Origin of the sequence: Agromyces marinus (assembly GCF_021442325.1) — a bacterium.
In the GTDB taxonomy this organism is placed as follows: domain Bacteria; phylum Actinomycetota; class Actinomycetes; order Actinomycetales; family Microbacteriaceae; genus Agromyces; species Agromyces marinus.
The window spans coordinates 933,546-950,752 of the sequence record NZ_CP087879.1 but is presented as its reverse complement, the minus strand read 5'-3'; the positions used below and the strand labels follow the sequence as shown (position 1 = coordinate 950,752).

Below are 17,207 nucleotides of genomic sequence, written 5' to 3'. Positions count from 1 at the left end.
CCGATTGCTAGTATCGCCGACATGCCGATCCCACCGCAGCGCACGCTCATCGTGCTGCCCGCGTTCAACGAGGAACAGGCGCTCGGCCCCCTCCTCGACGAGCTCTCGTCGACGCTCCCGGGCATCGACTGCGTCGTCGTCAGCGACGGCTCGACGGACGGCACCGTCGACGTCGCACGGCGCGGCGGCGCGACCGTGATCGAACTGCCCTACAACCTCGGCGTCGGTGGCGCCATGCGTGCGGGCTTCCGGTACGCCGTCCGCAACGGCTACACGGTCGTCGTCCAGGTCGACGCCGACGGCCAGCACGACCCGCGCGATGTTCCCCGCCTCGTCGCCGAACTCGACTCGGCGGACGTCGTGATCGGTGCACGGTTCGCCGGGACCGGCGAGTACGCCGCACGAGGTCCACGCCGTTGGGCGATGAAGGTGCTCGCCGCGGTGATCGGCAGGATCGCGAGCACCAGGCTGACCGATGCCACCAGCGGCTTCAAGGCGAGCGGACCCCGGGCGGTCGCGCTGTTCGCGCACACCTACCCGGCGGAGTACCTCGGAGACACCGTCGAGGCGCTGGTGATCGCCGCGCGATCCGGGCTCACGATCAGGCAACTCCCGGTGTCCATGCGCGTCCGCCAGGGCGGGGTGCCCTCCCACCACCCCGTTCGAGCGGCCGCGTACCTGGCTCGTGCCTGCATGGCACTCGTCTTCGCGCTCGCACGCCCCACCGTTCGGCTCGAGAGCGCGGAGTCGACGGCATGAGCACGATGGTGTACCTGCTCAGCATCGCCGCCGCGATCGTCGCACTCGCCTCGGTCGTCGAACTGCTCCGCAGGGGCCGGCTCCGCGAGCGCCATGCGGTCTGGTGGATCCTGGCCGCACTCCTGGCGCTCCTCGGTGCGGTCTTCCCCGCGAGCGTGGCCTGGCTCGCGGGGGTGCTCGGCGTCGGACTTCCGAGCAACCTGGTCTTCTTCGTCTCGATCGTCCTGCTCTTCCTCGTGAACCTGCAGCACAGCGCGGAACTCACCGATCTCGAGGACAAGACGCGCACCCTCGCCGAGGAATCCGCCCTGCTGAAGGTACGATTGGAGCGACTCGAAGGACGCGCCGAACCGCCGTCCGACTCCCCCGAAGCACCTTCGACCGACGCTTGACCGAGCCGTGAGCGGCGCTCCCGCGTGCGCCCCCGCTCGACGAAAGGACTCCTCGTGCCCACGATCGCCGACAGCGCAGACGTCGCATCCGACGCCCGAATCGGGGTGGACGCGAAGGTCTGGCACCTGGCGCAGGTCCGCGAGGGCGCTGAGATCGGCGACCGGTGCATCATCGGGCGCGGCGCGTACGTCGGCTCCGGTGTGCGTATGGGCGCTGACTGCAAGGTGCAGAACTATGCACTGGTGTACGAGCCGGCGACCCTCGCCGACGGGGTGTTCATCGGCCCAGCAGCGGTCCTGACCAACGACACCTACCCGCGCGCGATCTCGCCGGACGGCTCCATCAAGTCGAGCGCCGACTGGGAGCCCGTGGGCGTCACCATCGAGCGCGGTGCATCGATCGGCGCACGAGCCGTGTGCGTCGCACCGGTCACGATCGGCGCCTGGGCCACGGTCGCGGCCGGAGCGGTCGTGACGAAGGACGTGCCGCCGTTCGCTCTCGTCGCCGGCGTGCCGGCTCGCCGGATCCGCTGGGTCGGTCGTGCGGGCGTGCCGCTCGAGCAGACCGACGACGGGGCGTGGGTGTGCCCGAGCACGGGTGCGCGGTTCGCCGAACGGAACGGCGAACTGCACGAGGTGGTCGAGTGATCCGAGCACGGGCGCCGAAGGATCCGTCGCGCCCTCGAGTGGTGCTCGCGACCCGGCTCTTCGCACCCGAGGTGAGCGCGGGCGCGTTCCGCCTGCGTGCGCTCGCACTCGCGCTGCTCGAGCGGCGAGCAGTGGTCCGCGTCCTCACGACCACCCCGCCGCCCACGGCGCCGGCCGCCGATCCCGACCGTCAGGGCCTGGAGGTCTCGCGATTCCCGGTGCTCCGGGACTCCGGCGGGAACGTGCGCGGGTACGTGCAATACCTGAGCTTCGACATCCCGTTGGCGTTCCGGCTCCTGTTCTCGCGATTCGATCTCGCGATCGCCGAGGCGCCGCCGACGACGGGCATGGTCGTCGCTGCGATCAGCCGGCTCCGTCGCAGGCCGTACGCCTACTACGCCGCAGACATCTGGACGGATGGCACGGCCGCCATCGGCGCCCCGAGAGCCGTGACCTCGATGATCCGGGCACTCGAGGGGCACGTCATGAGGCACGCCGCGACCGTCCTGTCGATCTCCGACGAGGTGACCGCCCGGATCCAGGGGTTCGGGGTCGATCCCGCACGCATCGCGACCGTCGGCAACGGCGTCGACACCGACGTGTTCTCGCCAGGAGGCCCGGTCGCCGAGTCGGACGACCCGTACTTCGTGTACACCGGAACCATGTCCGAGTGGCAGGGAGCGGACGTGTTCGTCCGTGCGATGCCGATCGTCCGCGAACGCTTCCCCGACGTGCGGCTGCGGTTCTTCGGTCAGGGGGCGGCCGAGCCCCGACTGCGGGAACTCGCCTCGCGGCTGACGCCCGACGTCGTGACGTTCGGCGGCGTGGTCCCACCCGCTCGGTCCGCCGAATGGATCCGCGGCGCGGCCGGAGCACTCGTGAGCATCGCTCCGGGCCTCGGCTACGACTTCGCCCGGCCGACCAAGACGTACGCGGCCGCGGCGTGCGGCACCCCGGTGGTCTTCGCCGGTTCGGATGCCAGCAGCGGCGCGGCGCTCGTCCGCCGACACGGCCTCGGACGACACGCGGCGTTCACGCCCGAGGCCGTCGCGGAGGCGATGGTCGACGTCCTGCAGGCGCGCGACGCACCCGAGAGCGCCGTCGCCCGCGACGATCGTGCGGCCTGGGTCGAGGAGAACGCGTCCCTGCGGGCGGTCGGCGGCTCAGCCGCCGACGCGGTTCTCCGCAGCCTCGGCGACCGACCGCAGGAGCACCGGGCGAGCGACCGCTAGCATGTACCGTCCTTCAGGAATGGAGCCCTCCACGTGACCCCAGACGCCGCGCTCGCGCGCAGGAACTGAGTCGACGCACGAATGTCCTGGATCGAGATCGTCCCCGCATTCCTCGTCGCCGCGCTGGTGCTGTTCGGCATCGGTGCGCCGATCGCGGCATCGCTCGGGCTCCGCGGAATCGCCTTCGCGGCCGTGTCCGTGGCGATGTCGGTCGCGAGCATCGGCGGCGCCTCGATCCTCGCGTCGTTCCTCGGCGTCCGGTGGAACGTGCTCGCCCCCCTGGTGCTCTCGCTGGCGATCGCCGCGATCGCGATCCCGTTCCGGAGATGGCTCCTCGCCCGGCGCGCGGGTCCGGGACGCGATGAGTGGGGGCGCCCGTTCAGCGTCCAGGCACTCGCGATCGGTCTCGGCGCCGCCCTCACCCTCATCCATCTCACGTCCGGGATGGGCGCGCCCGACCATCCTTCGCAGAGCTACGACACGATCTTCCACCTCAATGCGGTGCAGTGGGTGATCGACACCGGGAACGCGTCGCCGTTCGAGATGACGATGACGACGCCCGAACGGTCCTCGAACTTCTACCCGACGCCGTGGCATGCGATCGTCGCGATCGTGGTCCAGCTCAGCGGTGCGTCGATCACGGTGGCGACGAATGCGACGATGCTCGCCGTGGCATCCCTGGTCTGGACGGTCTCGTGCGTGTTCTTCGCTCGCGTCCTCTTCGGTCGATCGAGCCTCCACACGCTGCTCGCGGGCGGATTCAGCGCCACGTTCGGGGCGTTTCCCGCGATGCTGACCTGGTTCGGCGTGCTCTACCCGAACCTTCTCGCGGTCAGCCTCCTTCCGATCCCCCTGGCGCTCCTGACCGCCGTCGTGCAGCGTCGGCCGGCGTTCGGCCTCAGGGTCTGGACGCTCATCGCGGTCGCCCTCGCGTCGATCGGGGCCACAGCCCTCGCCCACCCGAACGCGTTGTTCAGCCTCTTCGTCCTCGGCGCACCGCTCCTGGTCGTGGAGATCATCGGGAGGGTGCGCCGCGCGAGGCCCGATCGGCGTGCACGGACGGCCGTGGCCGCGATCGGTGCCGGCGTCCTCGTGTTCGCCGCGATCGTGTACGCATTCAGTCGTGCGACGACCCGGGACAACGCCTGGCTGCCCACTCGCAACTTCCCGTCCGCGATGCGCGAGGCCATCACGAACACCCCCATCGACCTCACCGCCGCATGGGTGGTCACCGTCATGGTCCTCGTCGGCGCGGGGATCGCGATCCTTCGGCCGAGGCTGCGCTGGGTCGTGGCGTCGTGGCTGCTCGCAGCCCTGCTCTACTCGATCGCGATCGCGTGGCCGGTCGGCCCGTTCCGCACCGCCATCACGGGAGTCTGGTACAACGACTCGTATCGGCTCGCCGTCCTCACACCGATCCTCGCCGTGCCCCTCGCCGTGCTCGGCACGGTGACGGTCGCGAAGTGGGTCCTGCGGGCGAGCCGACGCATCGCCCGCGGGGGCGAGCGGCGGGAACCGACCGGGCGCCGTGTCGCCATCGTCGTGAGTTCGGTGGGCATCCTCGCGGTCGGGCTCTCGTTCCTGTCGGTCCTCGCCGACAGCACGCGCTTCGTCGGCTATCGCTACGCCCTCGGCCCGAACAGCCCGATGCTCTCGGATCGCGAAATCGAGTTCTTCGGTACGATCCAGGACCTGGTTCCAGAGGACGCGGTCGTCGCCGGCAATCCCTGGAACGGCAGTTCCCTGGTGTATGCGTACACCGGACGGCGCACGGTGTTCCCCCACACCGGCGGTGCCTATCCGGAGTCGTACCGCGACCTCGCGAGCGGGCTCGCCGATCTCACGCCGGAGGCCTGCCGGACTGCTCTAGACCTCGGCGTGACCCACATCCTCGACTTCGGAGACCGGTTCGTCTTCCAGAACGACGATCGAGCCCAGACCTACGAGGGGCTGACGAACGTGCAGGAGTCCGACGGCATCCGTCGCGTCGCCGGCGCCGGCGATCTCGCGCTGTTCGAGGTCGACTGCACCTGACCCGGCCGCGGGCCGCCGGGTCGCCGGGCCGAGGGTCGCCGGGCCGGCATCCGCCGACCGGGGATCCGAGCGCTCAGCCGACCTCGGCGAGAACGCGCTGCACCGTCCTCCGAAGCACGTCGAGATCGTGCTCGGAGCTGAGCTCGTGCGCAGCCCGGTGAGCGGCCGCCTTGAACTCGAGCACCTGCTCTGCCGTGAGGCCCTCGAGCGCGCGGACCAGGTCGTCGACCGCGAAGCCGTCCGTCGTCACACCGAGTCCGTATCGAGTGATGAGCGCGTCGGTCTCGACGGCAGGACTGAAGACGAGGCCGAGTCGTGCCTGGACGAAGTCGAACAGCTTGTTCGGCAGCATCAGGCGATGGTTGGTCGTGCGCGGCGGCAGGATGAACACGCCCAGGTCGTACGAGTTCAGGGTCGCAGGCAGGTCGTCCGGGGCGACGGGCGGGTGGATCCGGACCCGGTCGCTGCGCTCGACCCGGTCGCGAAGTCGATCCAGGTAGGAATCGCTGCCGTAGGCGCCCACGAGATACAGGTCCAGGGTGAACCGCTCATCGGACACGTCGACGGCATCGATCATCGTCTCGATGCTCCTGCCCGGGACCGCTCCGCCGCTGTGCACGAGCCTGATCCGGTCGCCGTCGAGCGGCGACGGCACCGACTCCCGGTACCGGGTGGAGTTGCGGACGACCTCCGGGCGGACGCCGAACTCGCGCTCGTAGAGATCGGCGATCGACCGGTTGACGGTCGTGACGGCCGCTGCACGCGGCAGGTACCGGCGGCACACGCTCCACATGTACGGGCTGACGAGCAGTCGCCAGCTCAGCACGTGCGAGCGTTCCTCAGGGGCCCATTCATGCAGGTCACCCAGGACCGGCGCATCACCTGCGAGCTTCATCGCGAGGGGGAAGGCTCGCGCCTCGTTCGCGACGACGAGGTCGAATGCGCGATCCCCGACGAGCTGCAGCGCCCGACGGACCGCGGGGGCGTCGAGGTCGACCGCGCCGTACGCGCGGACGGCCAGCTTCAGCACCCCACCGAGCGTCTGCGGCAGCGACGGGAGGCTCCGATCGATCTCCAGGTGCTCGCTGACGCCGTCGGGCGCCGCGCCGTAGCCGACCGTGGTCACGTCGCCGAACTCCCCGAGGACGCCGAGTTGACGGAGCACCCGGGCATCCGCGCGGAGATCGGAGAACGAGATGCAGAGGATCCGGGGTCGTGTCACCGGGCAATCCTAGTCGAGCGCCGAGCGCGCTCCCCCGCGCGCGATGAACCGCCGGTAGGCCGCCTTCCGCACCGGCTCCGGCACGAATCGGTAGCCGCCGCGGACGGCCACGTTCCGCAGGTACTGCCCGCGGGTGGTGAAGCCGATCCGCCGGAACGCGCGCTGCAGCGCCAGTTCACTGCGCCACTGCGCGCGGCCTCCGCGCCGGGCGTACGCGCCGTCGCCGACGCGGTACATGACGAGGGGTTCGGCGAGGTTCCCGACCCGGGCGCCCGCGTGGATCATGCGGGCGAACAGCCAGTAGTCCTCCATGAGCCCGAGCGGCCGGTAGCCGCCCGCGTGCTCGACGGCCGACCTGCGGTAGACGACCGTGGGGTGGCTGAACGGGTCGTGGAAGCGCGCGTAGCGTTCGATCTCGGCCTGCCCGGTGCGCGGCACGCGTCGGCCGACGATCGAGCCGTCGTCGTCGAGGAACTCGAGCATGCCGGTGCCGACGAGGTCGAGCCCGCCCTCGATCGCCGGCAACTGGGCGGCGAATCGCTCCGGCAGCGAGATGTCGTCGGCGTCCATCCGGGCGACGATGTCGTGGTCGCTCAGGCGGAGCCCCTGGGCGAGGGCGTCGGCCAGGCCGACGTTCCGTTCGATCCGGTGGTGCAGCACGGGCGCGGGCGAGTCGGCGAGCGCGTGCTCGATCGCCCCCTCGAGGCCGGGTGAGACGGGACCGTCCTGGACGAGGACGACCTGGTCGGGTCGGCGGGTCTGCCCCGCGACGCTCGAGGTGAACGCCTTCTGGAAGTGCACCGGATGGTCGCCCCGGTAGACCGCCATGAGCAGGCTGAACGGTTCGCTCACGACGCCTCGACCGCCTCGACCGCCTCGCTCGCGCGGCCGAGGCCCGCGAGCGCGGCGGCGTTGGGCCGCGGGCGGAACCGCGTGCCGTCGCGCCATCCGCGCCGCCATCCGTCGGCGAGCGTCGCCCGATCGTGCGAGCGGATGCCGGTGCGCAGCCAGCGCAGCACGCTCGATCCGCCGTACAGCGCCTTCTCCCATGGGGCGAGGCTGCGCGACCTGCGGAACATCCAGAGCTTGTTGCGGACCTCGTAGTAGAAGCGCGCGCCGGGGTCGGCGTCGGTCGAGCCGAGCACCCGGGTCTTGTGGACGACGACCGAGGCGGGCACGTGCACCCCGCGGCGCCCGCGCAGCGCGCGCGTGGAGTACTCGAAGTCGTCGTTCCAGATGAAGTAGTCCGCGATCGGCAGGCCGACCTCGCGGACGACGTCGGCGCGCACGAGCATCGAGACGAACGAGGTGCTGCGGATCGGCATCGCACCGTGCGCCTCGGCGGCGCGACGCTCGGCGGCCCGCACGAGGGGCTTGCGCCGCGGCGTGTTCATCGGGTGCTCGGTGCCGTCGAACCATTCGACGCGCGAGCCCGCGACGACGGCTCCGGACCCCGCGACCGCGCTCAGCAGTTCGACGAGCGCGGTGGGGGTCGGCACGGTGTCGTCGTCCATGAGCCACAGCCAGTCGGGTTCGTGCGACTGCACGGCGACGGCCATGCCCGCGGCGAACCCGCCCGCGCCCCCGGTGTTGCGATCGAGTTCGACGAGGTCGACGATGCCGCCCGCGGCGCGCGCGACGTCGGCCGAGCCGTCGGTGGAGGCGTTGTCGACGACGACGACGCGTGCGAGCGGCGCGGTCTGCTCGGCGAGGGCGGCGAGCACCTCCGCGAGCAGGTCGCGGCGGTTGTACGCGACCACGACGGCGACCACGCGCGGCTGGTGGGGGTTGGCAGGCATCCCGTCCATTTTGCCCTGTCCGATCCTGTGCGACTGTCCACAGCACCGTCCCGACCGGGCGTGCGCGCGCGGCGGCGCGGGTACAGTTGACGCGGTTCGGCCAGAAGGAGGCGCATGTCCACCACGCTGCGCGTGATCGTCGATCAACTCATCGCACCCGTCCCCGGCCCGCTCGGCCGGTACTCCGCGGCACTCGCCGGGGCGCTGATCGAGACCGCGCCCGCGGGCTGTTCGGTCGAGGGGATCGTGTCGAGCTCGCTGCCGGCCGACTACGAGCGAGTCGAGCACGCGCTTCCCGGACTCTCGGGGCTGTACCGGTCGAGCCTGGCCCGACGCGAACTGGCCGCCGCATGGCAGTTCGGCGTGACGACCTCGCCGGGCGGCGGCATGATCCACGCGCCGAGCCTGTTCGCACCGCTTCGGCGCCACGACCGCTCGACGTCCGGCGAGCAGGTGGTCGTGACCGTCCACGACGTGCTCGCGTGGACGCACCCCGAATCGCTGACCAGCACCTCGGTCGCCTGGCAGAAGGCCATGCTCAAGCGGGCACGGAAGCACGCCGACGCCGTGGTCGTGCCGACCCACGCGCTCGCCGAGCGGCTCGCCGGGATCGTCGACCTCGGCGACCGGGTCCGGGTCGTCGGCACGGCACCGAGACCGGGGCTGCGCATCCCCGAGCACGGCGACGCGATCGCACGCGCGCTCGACCTCCCGTCCGAGTACCTCCTCGTCGAGGGTTCGCTCGAGCCCCGCACGGGCGTGGTCGACCTGCTGCGCGCGCTCGGCCGGTCGGGGGTGCCCGAGATCCCGCTCGTGGTCCTCGGCCCCGAGTCGTACGGCGAGCAGCACCTCGCCACCGTCGCCGAGGAGTCCGGCGTCGCCCCGGCACGCGTGCGCGCGATCGAGCCGGGCGACGAGGCGGCGCTCGCGGTGGTGCTCGCGGGGGCCACGGCATTCGTGGCGCCGAGCCACGAGGAGGGCGACGGCACGTCGCTCATCGAGGCGTTCAGCCTGGGCGTCCCCGTGATCCACTCCGACGCGCCCGCCTACGTGGAGGTCGCGGCCGAGGCCGGGCTCGCCGTCGCAATCGGCGTCGGCGGCGACGGCTACGCCGATCGGCTCGCGGCGGCGGTCACGACGGTGCTCGAGCGGGCCGAGCTGGCCGATCGGCTCTCCGTGTCGGGCGGCGACCGGGCGAACGCGTTCGACTGGCGCGACTCGGCCGAGCGCATCTGGCAGTTGCACGCCGACCTCTGAGCCCGTGGCCGCGCCGGATCACTCGGCTGCGGGCTCCTCGGTCGGCGCGGGCGTGACGGGCACGAGCGCCTCCTGAACCATGAGGTGGATCTGCTCCCAGTCGGGCTCGGCGGGATCGATGCCGCTCTCCGGCGTGAGTTCGAGGGTCTGCACCGGCAGTCCCCTGGTCTTGCCGGCCAGGTCGACGAAGTAGCCGAGCATCGACTGGGGGATGTCGGTCTTGACCGTGTCCGCGCCCGCTTCGGCGACGGCCTGGAACTTGGTGAGCACGTTCGCGGGCGTGAACTGGCGCAGGATCGCCTCCTGCAGGACGCGCTGCCGCTCCATCCGGTCGTAGTCGCTCGTGCCGTGCCTGGCCCTCGCGAACCAGAGGGCCGTGTAGCCGTTCATGTGCTGGGGGCCGGCCTCGACCCATCCGTCGACGTTCTGGAGGTTCTCGTCGCCGCCGATCGGCAGGCGCTGCTCGACCGTGACGTCGACGCCGCCGAGGGCGTCGATGAGGGCTTCGAAGCCCTGCATGTCGATGAGGACGTAGTACTGGATGTCGAGGCCGGTGACGCCGGCCGCGGCATCCCGCATGCCCTCGATGCCCGGCAGGCTCCCCTGCGCGACGGCGTCCGGGTACATCTCCGGGCTCTTCAGTTCGACCTCGGTGTAGATCGAGTTGAGCAGGCACACGTCGACCTCGCAGCCGTCGATCGACCCGTACCCCTCCGGGTAGACGGCGGCGAGCGGCGATCCGTCGGGGAACGGGACGTCCTCGAGGTCGCGCGGGAGACCGATGAGCACGGCCTGGCCGGTGTCCGCGTCGATCGACGCGACGGTCATCGAGTCGGGACGCATCCCTTCGCGGTCGGGCCCGGAGTCGCCGCCGAGCAGCAGGATGTTGTACCTGCCGTCGACCGGGGGCTCGCTGGGCCCCGCGACGAACACGGACGACAGGAACCCGCTCGCGGTCGTGGCGACGTACGCGCCGTACGCGGCTCCGCCCGAGACGAGCACCATGACGCCGGCTGCGACGAGGGCCAGCCATCCGCGCGCCGACGGATCGGTCTTCACGAGGCGGACCAGGCGCAGGGTGTCGAGCGTGAGCACGACCCAGAGCACGCCGTAGCCGACGAGGAGGATGGCGAGCACCCACAGCATGACGCTGTTGGCCAGGAGCGAGTACAGCACTGCGGGCGCCGTGAAGCGCATGACGAGGGCGATGCCGAGCAGGGTCCACAGGACGAGCGTCGCGCCGAGGCCGATCCGGCCCAGCCGGTGGCTGCCGGCGAGCGACTGCGCCGAGCCCGGGATGAGGATGTTGAGCACCACGAGCCACCATCCGCGACGCGTCATCAGCGGCCGCGACCGGGTGTCGGGGTAGCGGATCGGGCTCTCGGCCAGGCTCATCGGCTCGACTTCAACCGTTCGTTCTTCTCCTCGACGAGTGCGGCCAGCGACGCGGCGTACGCCTCGAGTGCGACGCGCAGGTCGTCGTCGGCCGTCGCGAGGATCTTGACCGCGATGAGTCCGGCGTTCTTCGCCCCGCCGATCGACACCGTCGCGACGGGGACGCCTGCGGGCATCTGCACGATCGAGAGCAGCGAGTCGAGCCCGTCGAGCCGGGACAGCGGCACGGGGACGCCGACCACGGGCAGCGTGGTCACCGAGGCGAGCATCCCCGGCAGGTGCGCGGCGCCCCCGGCGCCGGCGATGACGACCCGGATGCCACGGGCCGCGGCCTGCTTGCCGTAGGCGATCATCTTCTCGGGGGTGCGGTGCGCCGAGACCACCTCGACCTCGTGCGGGACGCCGAACTCGTCCAGCAGTTCCGACGCGTCGCGCATGACGGACCAGTCGGAGTCGGAGCCCATGACGACGCCGACGAGGGGGGTGGTGGAGTTGGCTTCGATCACCCGATAGATATTAGGGCTCGCGCCTGCGAGTTCCCGGCAGCGCCGCCCGCCCGTCGGCGGCTGCCGGCGGAGGTTCGCGATCGGGCGTCGTCTACTCCTGCAGCCCGGCTGCGGCCGCGCGGGCCTCGTACACGGCCTCGTCGAGGTCGTCGCCGACCGCGGTCACGTGCCCGACCTTGCGGCCGGGACGCGGGGACTTGCCGTAGTTGTGCACCTTCACGGTCGGGTGCGAGGCGAGCGCACCGCGGTACCGGTCGTCGAGGGTGCCCTCGGCCGGTCCGCCCAGCAGGTTCACCATGACCGACCAGTCGGCGTGGGTTCCGGTGCCGCCGAGCGGGAGGTCGAGCACGGCCCGCAGGTGCTGCTCGAACTGGCCCGTCGTCGAGCCGTCCATGCTCCAGTGGCCGGAGTTGTGGGGTCGCATCGCGAGCTCGTTGACGAGGATCCGGTCGTCGGTGGTCTCGAAGAGCTCGACCGCGAGCACGCCGGTGACGCCGAGGCCCTCGGCGATGGAGATCGCGACGTCGGCGGCGACGTCGGAGAGGCGGCCCGCCGAGTGCGGGGCGGGCGCGATGACCTCGCTGCACACCCCGCCGACCTGGAGGGTCTCGACGAGCGGCCACGCCGCGACCTCGCCGGAGGGCCGGCGGGCGACCAGCTGGGCCAGTTCGCGGCGGAAGTCGACGAGCTCCTCGACGAGCAGCGCCCCGTCGCGACCGTCTTCCGCGATGGCGGAGAACCACTCGGCGACCTCGGCCGCCGACCGGACCACCCGCACGCCCTTGCCGTCGTATCCGCCGCGCGGGGTCTTGACGACGGCCGCGCCGTCGTGCGCCCCGATGAACGCGTCGAGTTCGCCGGGAGTGCTCACCCGCGCCCATTCGGGCACCGGCAGGCCGAGCTCGGAGAGCCGCTCGCGCATGAGCAGCTTGTCCTGCGCGTAGCGCAGCGCGTCGGGTCCGGGGTGCACGGCGACGCCCGCGTCCACGAGCGCACGCAGCACGTCCTGGGGCACGTGCTCGTGATCGAACGTGACGACGTCGACCTCGCGCGCGAACGGCAGCACCTGGTCGATGTCGGTGTAGTCGCCCACCCGGTCGGCGGCGAGCCCGGCCGACATGCCCTCGGCTTCGGCGAGCACGCGCAGTTCGACGCCGAGCTCGATCGCAGCGGGGATCATCATGCGGGCGAGTTGCCCCGCGCCGATCACTCCGACTCGCACCTGACGCACCATCCGTTCCCGCGGCACCGGCGGCCGCGACGTCCCAGTCTACGGCGAGCGCTCGGTAGGATCCCGGGGTGACCTCCTCGCTGCCCGCCCTGCTCGGCCGGGCGTGGCACGGGGTGCTCGCCTACCTCGTGAAGTTCGGCGTCGTCGGGCTGATCGGGTTCGCGATCGACGTCGCGCTGTTCAACGCCCTGAGGGTCGGCGTGTTCGGCGAGGGCACGTGGGCCCAGACCGCGATCGGCGCGAAGGTGATCTCGACGAGCGTCGCGATCGTGTTCAACTGGGTCGGCAACCGGTACTGGACCTTCCGGCGGCACCGCAGGAGGCACGCGCTGCGCGAGTTCGCCGAGTACGCGGTCGTCTCGCTCGGCGGCATGGCGATCTCGCTCGCCTGCCTGTGGGTGAGCCACCACGTGCTCGGGTTCACGAGCCTGCTCGCCGACAACATCGCCTCGAACGTCATCGGACTCGGGCTGGGAACGGCGTTCCGGTTCCTGCTCTACCGGTACTGGGTGTTCGGGCATCACCGCAGCGACGGACTGTCGCGTCTGGCCCGTGCCGAGGAGGCCCAGCGGGCCCTCTTCGAGGAGCCGCCGCTGGAACCCCTCGAAGCGGATGCCGCGGGGCGGGCGCCGTCGGGCGACGGGGCCGTTCAGGCGTCCGCGAGGAACCAGGGCGGGTAGACCGCGACCCTGGTGCGCGCGCCGACGGCATGCAGCGCCGCACGGACGCGATCGCGGACGCGGTCGTTGGAGACGGCGATCAGGTTGATCCGTTCGAGGGGCACGCTGCCGCGCACGAGCAGCTCGCCCGAGCGCAGGCCCTCGCCGTCGTCGGCGAGCGTGAGGCGGACGATCATCCGCTCGACCGCGGTCCAGTCGGCGGCGAGGCCCGCCCCGCCCACGGCGGCATCGGTCGCGCTCGCCACGACCTCTCCGGGGATGTCGCGGCGGGCACCGGCAGCGGCTCCGACCGAGGAGACGAGGATGACGTGGTCGGCCGCGGGCCTGGCGACCGCTTCGGGCGCGAGCCTTGGGTCGGGCGTGCTCGTCCGGACGGCGTGCCACAGGTGGGCGTCGGTGCTGAGCAGGAACGGGACGTACTCGGCGACGGTGGTCTCGGCACCGGGGATGCTCGCGCTGCGGCGGTACTCGCGCGCGGCGGGTGCGGCGATGTCGACCGCGGGGGTCGCTGCCGGCTCGCCCACGTCGGCGAGCAGCGCACCGGCACCGAGGATGCGACCGAGGTTGTCGATGTGGGTGACGTGGTAGATGCGGGTCGCGCCGGCGTCGACCGGTGCGGCTGATGCGCTGCTGGATCGAGCGGTGCGCGACGAGGTCGCACCGCGGACGGTCGCGCGCTCGCGCGGGGCGGTCCGCGCGGGGCTCGGCCTGCGGGCCGGCTTGGGCGGGGTCGCCGGTTCGGGCGGGGGCGAGCAGATCGCGCAGAGGCCCTCATCGAAACCGTGGATGCATTCCTCGCCCAAGTGGTGGAGCCTTTCGTCGCGTGGGACCCGCATGCCGCACGGGCCGCGGACCAGCGTACGCGCTCCGGCACGGCGCGGCCGCACCTGCCCTCAGCGCAGGGCCCAGCCGACCGCGTCGCCGGTGGCGGCGACGCCCCCGGGCGAGGCGGAGCGACCGTTGCCGGCGATGCCGCCGAGCTCGTGCGCGTCCGCCATGAGTTCGTGCAGCGCCGCCTGGACGAGGGTCGGCCCCGGGACGTCGCGCAGCACCACGGGCACTTCGTGGCCGGTCTCGAGCAGGACGTCGCCGGAGCGCCAGAGCCGCTGGATCCAGCCGCGTCGGACCTGGACGTCGTACCCGCTGCGGTGGGCGAGTTCGCGTCGCACCCGCACGAACAGGCCGCGGCGCACGATGACGCGGCGCGTCGTGATCGTCGTGCGCGAACTCAGCCAGCCGAGGTAGGGCAGCAGGCAGCCGAGCACCACGACCAGGCCCGCGCCGATCACGGTGGCCAGGCGCGGCCACCCCTCGTCGAGCCAGGGCAGCGCGTAGACCGTGAGTCCGGCGACGACGATCAGCAGGAGCGCGGGGAGGACGAGCGCGCGCCCGTGGCGGCGCACGCGCGCCAGCACGACCTCGCCGCGCGCGGCGGGGTCGCGGACCTCGGCCGTCTGCCCCATACGCCCCATTAATACCTCAGGTGCGTGACGTCTCCTGCGGCGACAGCCTGCGCGTGCCCGTTCTCGTCGTCGCGGACGATGAGCCGGCCGTCGGCGTCGACGGCCTCGGCCACCCCGACGAGCGTCGCGCCCCCGGGCAACTCGACCCTGACGTCGATGCCGAGCGTGCCGCAGAGCGCGGTCGCCCGCTCGTGGACGCCGCTCGCGATCGCGTCGCCGCCCGAGGCCGCGAACCCGGCGACGAGCGCGAGCAGGCGCTCGAGGTAGTCCGCGAGCACGGCGTCACCGTCCGGCCGCACTCCCGTCGCGAGCAGCAGCGAGGTCGACGTGAGCGTGGGCAGGTCGTGCTCGTCGAGGGTCAGGTTCAGGCCCGCCCCGATCACGACGGCCTCGGCGCTCACGAGTTCCGAGAGGATCCCGCACACCTTGAACCCGGACACGAGGACGTCGTTGGGCCATTTGAGCCACACCTCGACGCCGCCGGTGCCGTCCTGCTCGCCGCCCTCGTCGGCCGAGGCCCGTGCGACCTCGGCACGCACCGCCTCGGTCATCGCGATGCCCGCGATGAGCGGGAGCCAGCCGTACGCGTCCGCCGGCAGCGGCCCGCCGGGCAGGTCCCCCGGCCGGAGGAGCACCGAGATCGCGAGCGTCTTGCCGGTCGGTGCGAGCCAGGTGCGACCCATGCGGCCCCGTCCGCGGGTCTGGTCGTCGGTGACGATCGTGGCACCGTGCGGCCAGGCCGCGGCATCCGCTCCGGTCGCGGCGTCCTTGAGGACGTCGTTGGTCGACCCGGCCCGGTCCATCCACTCGAACCTCGGCACCACCGCGCGAGACCGCTCCCAGTCCATCCCGGCTCCCTTCCGTCGACGTTCAGGCTAGTGTCCGCCGAGCCCGCGGCGCTGGCGATGACCACCATCCGCCGACCGCTTTTTGTGGGAATCCGTCAACGATCCGGGCCGGAAGCGCGCCGGTAGAGTGAAGCGCGTGACCGAATCGACGACCGACGGCCCCGACCTCTCCACGACCGCGGGCAAGCTCGCCGACCTCAAGCAGCGCTACCACGAGGCCGTCACGGCCTCGGGCCAGGCCGCGATCGAGAAGCAGCATGCCAAGGGCAAGATGACCGCGCGCGAGCGCATCGCGGATCTGCTCGACCCCGGCTCGTTCGTCGAGCTCGACGAGTTCGTGCGGCACCGCACCCACGCCTTCGGCATGGACGCCAAGCGTCCGTACGGCGACGCGGTCGTCACGGGCACCGGCACGATCCACGGTCGGCAGGTCGCGGTCTACTCGCAGGACTTCACGATCTTCGGCGGGTCGCTCGGCGAGGTCGCGGGCGAGAAGATCATCAAGGTCATGGAGCTCGCGCTGAAGACCGGCGTGCCCATCATCGGCATCCTCGACTCGGGCGGCGCGCGCATCCAGGAGGGCGTGGTCGCGCTCGGCAAGTACGGTGAGATCTTCCGCCGCAACACCGCGGCCTCCGGGGTCATCCCGCAGATCTCGATCGTCTGCGGACCGGCCGCGGGCGGTGCGGTCTACTCCCCCGCGCTCACCGACTTCGTCATCATGGTCGACAAGACCAGCCAGATGTTCGTCACCGGCCCCGACGTCATCAAGACCGTCACGGGCGAGGACGTCGGGATGGAGGAGCTCGGCGGGGCGCTCACGCACAACACCGTCTCCGGTGTCGCGCACTACCTCGCGAGCGACGAGCACGACGCGCTCGACTACGCGCGCACCCTCGTCTCGTTCCTTCCCGACAACAACATGTCCGAGGCGCCGGTCTACGACAGCGACACCGAACTCGAGATCACCGACGGCGACCGCCGCCTGAACACGATCATCCCGGACTCGCCGAACCAGCCCTACGACATGCACGCGATCATCGAGGGAATCGTCGACCACGGCGACTTCCTCGAGGTCCAGCCGCTGTTCGCCCCGAACATCGTCATCGGCTTCGCACGCATCGAGGGCCGCTCGGTCGGCATCATCGCGAACCAGCCGAGCCAGATGGCCGGGACCCTGAACATCGCAGCGGGCGAGAAGGCGTCGCGCTTCGTGCGGTTCTGCGACGCGTTCTCGATCCCGATCCTCACCCTGGTCGACGTCCCCGGGTACCTGCCGGGCACCGACCAGGAGTGGACGGGCGTCATCCGCCGCGGAGCGAAGCTGCTGTACGCGTACGCCGAGGCGACCGTCCCGCTCGTCACGGTCATCACCCGCAAGGCCTACGGCGGCGCCTACATCGTCATGGGCTCCAAGCAGCTCGGCGCCGACATGAACCTCGCCTGGCCCACCGCGGAGATCGCGGTCATGGGCGGTCAGGGCGCCGTGAACATCCTCTACCGCGGCGAGATCAAGCGGGCCGAGGAGGCGGGAGAGGACGTCGCGGCCGTGCGCACCAAGCTGGCCAACGAGTACACCTACAACGTCGCCTCGCCGTTCCTGGCCGCCGAGCGCGGAGAGCTCGACGGGGTCATCGAGCCCGCGGCGACGCGAGTGTCGGTCACGAAGGCGCTGCGTGCGCTGCGGACCAAGCGGGCGAACCTCCCCGCCAAGAAGCACGGGAACATCCCGCTCTAGGGG

At 71.7% G+C, this 17,207-nt stretch carries 17 protein-coding genes; 8 read left to right on the top strand and 9 right to left on the bottom strand.

From position 1 onward, the window contains the following. Positions 1–21: 21 nt before the first annotated feature. The 5 genes from DSM26151_RS04505 to DSM26151_RS04485 all read left to right on the top strand — a co-directional run bounded on the left by DSM26151_RS04505 (position 22) and on the right by DSM26151_RS04485 (position 5,065). Positions 22–759, top strand: coding sequence for a glycosyltransferase family 2 protein (locus tag DSM26151_RS04505; RefSeq protein ID WP_234661227.1), 738 nt, complete (start codon positions 22–24; stop codon positions 757–759). Beyond that, positions 756–1,151: a DUF2304 domain-containing protein gene (locus DSM26151_RS04500; RefSeq protein ID WP_234661226.1), complete on the top strand. Its 396-nt coding sequence runs from the start codon at positions 756–758 to the stop codon at positions 1,149–1,151. Before DSM26151_RS04505 ends, DSM26151_RS04500 begins: the two co-directional genes overlap by 4 nt. A gap of 54 nt (positions 1,152–1,205) precedes the next feature. Further along, positions 1,206–1,799 (top strand): acyltransferase, encoded by a 594-nt coding sequence (locus tag DSM26151_RS04495; protein WP_234661225.1) that lies wholly within the window; start codon positions 1,206–1,208, stop codon positions 1,797–1,799. Then, entirely contained in the window at positions 1,796–3,031 is a 1,236-nt protein-coding gene (locus DSM26151_RS04490) for a glycosyltransferase (RefSeq protein WP_234661224.1), read from the top strand. The genes DSM26151_RS04495 and DSM26151_RS04490 overlap by 4 nt, the downstream gene beginning before the upstream one ends. Before the next feature lie 81 nt (positions 3,032–3,112). After that, positions 3,113–5,065: a DUF6541 family protein gene (locus DSM26151_RS04485; RefSeq protein WP_234661223.1), complete on the top strand. Its 1,953-nt coding sequence runs from the start codon at positions 3,113–3,115 to the stop codon at positions 5,063–5,065. Positions 5,066–5,138: 73 nt separating this feature from the next. Here the strand turns inward: DSM26151_RS04485 and DSM26151_RS04480 are convergent, their stop codons facing one another. The 3 genes from DSM26151_RS04480 to DSM26151_RS04470 are packed head-to-tail and all read right to left on the bottom strand — an operon-like array spanning position 5,139 to position 8,086. Further along, positions 5,139–6,287 carry a glycosyltransferase gene (locus DSM26151_RS04480; protein ID WP_234661222.1) on the bottom strand — a complete coding sequence of 383 codons (1,149 nt, stop codon included), beginning with the start codon at positions 6,285–6,287 and terminating at the stop codon, positions 5,139–5,141. Positions 6,288–6,296: 9 nt separating this feature from the next. Further along, entirely contained in the window at positions 6,297–7,139 is an 843-nt protein-coding gene (locus DSM26151_RS04475; RefSeq protein ID WP_234661221.1) for a glycosyltransferase, read from the bottom strand. Beyond that, positions 7,136–8,086: a glycosyltransferase gene (locus DSM26151_RS04470; RefSeq protein WP_234661220.1), complete on the bottom strand. Its 951-nt coding sequence runs from the start codon at positions 8,084–8,086 to the stop codon at positions 7,136–7,138. Before DSM26151_RS04470 ends, DSM26151_RS04475 begins: the two co-directional genes overlap by 4 nt. A 114-nt stretch (positions 8,087–8,200) precedes the next feature. Between DSM26151_RS04470 and DSM26151_RS04465 the strand changes: the two genes are divergently transcribed. Continuing rightward, positions 8,201–9,343 (top strand): glycosyltransferase, encoded by a 1,143-nt coding sequence (locus DSM26151_RS04465; protein ID WP_234661219.1) that lies wholly within the window; start codon positions 8,201–8,203, stop codon positions 9,341–9,343. A gap of 18 nt (positions 9,344–9,361) precedes the next feature. On the opposite strand, the gene DSM26151_RS04460 is transcribed toward DSM26151_RS04465, so the two are convergent. The 3 genes from DSM26151_RS04460 to DSM26151_RS04450 all read right to left on the bottom strand — a co-directional run bounded on the left by DSM26151_RS04460 (position 9,362) and on the right by DSM26151_RS04450 (position 12,427). Beyond that, positions 9,362–10,738: an LCP family protein gene (locus DSM26151_RS04460; RefSeq protein WP_234661218.1), complete on the bottom strand. Its 1,377-nt coding sequence runs from the start codon at positions 10,736–10,738 to the stop codon at positions 9,362–9,364. After that, entirely contained in the window at positions 10,735–11,202 is a 468-nt protein-coding gene (gene purE, locus DSM26151_RS04455) for a 5-(carboxyamino)imidazole ribonucleotide mutase (RefSeq protein ID WP_234661794.1), read from the bottom strand. Before purE ends, DSM26151_RS04460 begins: the two co-directional genes overlap by 4 nt. A gap of 133 nt (positions 11,203–11,335) precedes the next feature. After that, complete coding sequence (locus DSM26151_RS04450; RefSeq protein WP_407651029.1) at positions 11,336–12,427, bottom strand: 5-(carboxyamino)imidazole ribonucleotide synthase; 1,092 nt, start codon at positions 12,425–12,427, stop codon at positions 11,336–11,338. A 116-nt stretch (positions 12,428–12,543) separates the two neighbouring features. Between DSM26151_RS04450 and DSM26151_RS04445 the strand changes: the two genes are divergently transcribed. Then, complete coding sequence (locus DSM26151_RS04445) at positions 12,544–13,155, top strand: GtrA family protein (protein ID WP_234661217.1); 612 nt, start codon at positions 12,544–12,546, stop codon at positions 13,153–13,155. Here DSM26151_RS04445 and DSM26151_RS04440 read toward each other — a convergent pair. The 3 genes from DSM26151_RS04440 to DSM26151_RS04430 all read right to left on the bottom strand — a co-directional run bounded on the left by DSM26151_RS04440 (position 13,125) and on the right by DSM26151_RS04430 (position 15,466). Continuing rightward, entirely contained in the window at positions 13,125–13,958 is an 834-nt protein-coding gene (locus DSM26151_RS04440) for a DarT ssDNA thymidine ADP-ribosyltransferase family protein (RefSeq protein WP_234661216.1), read from the bottom strand. The two genes, DSM26151_RS04445 and DSM26151_RS04440, sit on opposite strands and share 31 nt — an antisense overlap. Positions 13,959–14,048: 90 nt before the next feature. After that, the gene (locus DSM26151_RS04435; RefSeq protein WP_234661215.1) at positions 14,049–14,618 is read right to left on the bottom strand and encodes a PH domain-containing protein; all 570 of its coding nucleotides are present in this window, start codon (positions 14,616–14,618) and stop codon (positions 14,049–14,051) included. Between the two features lie 8 nt (positions 14,619–14,626). Continuing rightward, positions 14,627–15,466, bottom strand: coding sequence for a biotin--[acetyl-CoA-carboxylase] ligase (locus DSM26151_RS04430; RefSeq protein ID WP_234661214.1), 840 nt, complete (start codon positions 15,464–15,466; stop codon positions 14,627–14,629). Between the two features lie 136 nt (positions 15,467–15,602). Between DSM26151_RS04430 and DSM26151_RS04425 the strand changes: the two genes are divergently transcribed. Beyond that, on the top strand, positions 15,603–17,204 hold the full coding sequence (locus tag DSM26151_RS04425; RefSeq protein WP_234661213.1) for an acyl-CoA carboxylase subunit beta: 1,602 nt from the start codon (positions 15,603–15,605) through the stop codon (positions 17,202–17,204). The last annotated feature ends 3 nt before the right edge of the window (positions 17,205–17,207 follow it).

Coding starts and splice junctions, on each gene's coding strand:
- DSM26151_RS04465 (WP_234661219.1), top strand. CDS start 8,201: ATGTCCACCACGCTGCGCGTGATCGTCGATCAACTCATCGCACCCGTC.
- DSM26151_RS04500 (WP_234661226.1), top strand. CDS start 756: ATGAGCACGATGGTGTACCTGCTCAGCATCGCCGCCGCGATCGTCGCA.
- DSM26151_RS04505 (WP_234661227.1), top strand. CDS start 22: ATGCCGATCCCACCGCAGCGCACGCTCATCGTGCTGCCCGCGTTCAAC.
- DSM26151_RS04470 (WP_234661220.1), bottom strand. CDS start 8,086: ATGCCTGCCAACCCCCACCAGCCGCGCGTGGTCGCCGTCGTGGTCGCG.
- DSM26151_RS04485 (WP_234661223.1), top strand. CDS start 3,113: ATGTCCTGGATCGAGATCGTCCCCGCATTCCTCGTCGCCGCGCTGGTG.
- DSM26151_RS04435 (WP_234661215.1), bottom strand. CDS start 14,618: ATGGGGCAGACGGCCGAGGTCCGCGACCCCGCCGCGCGCGGCGAGGTC.
- DSM26151_RS04460 (WP_234661218.1), bottom strand. CDS start 10,738: ATGAGCCTGGCCGAGAGCCCGATCCGCTACCCCGACACCCGGTCGCGG.
- DSM26151_RS04430 (WP_234661214.1), bottom strand. CDS start 15,466: ATGGACTGGGAGCGGTCTCGCGCGGTGGTGCCGAGGTTCGAGTGGATG.
- purE (WP_234661794.1), bottom strand. CDS start 11,202: ATGGGCTCCGACTCCGACTGGTCCGTCATGCGCGACGCGTCGGAACTG.
- DSM26151_RS04450 (WP_407651029.1), bottom strand. CDS start 12,427: ATGATGATCCCCGCTGCGATCGAGCTCGGCGTCGAACTGCGCGTGCTC.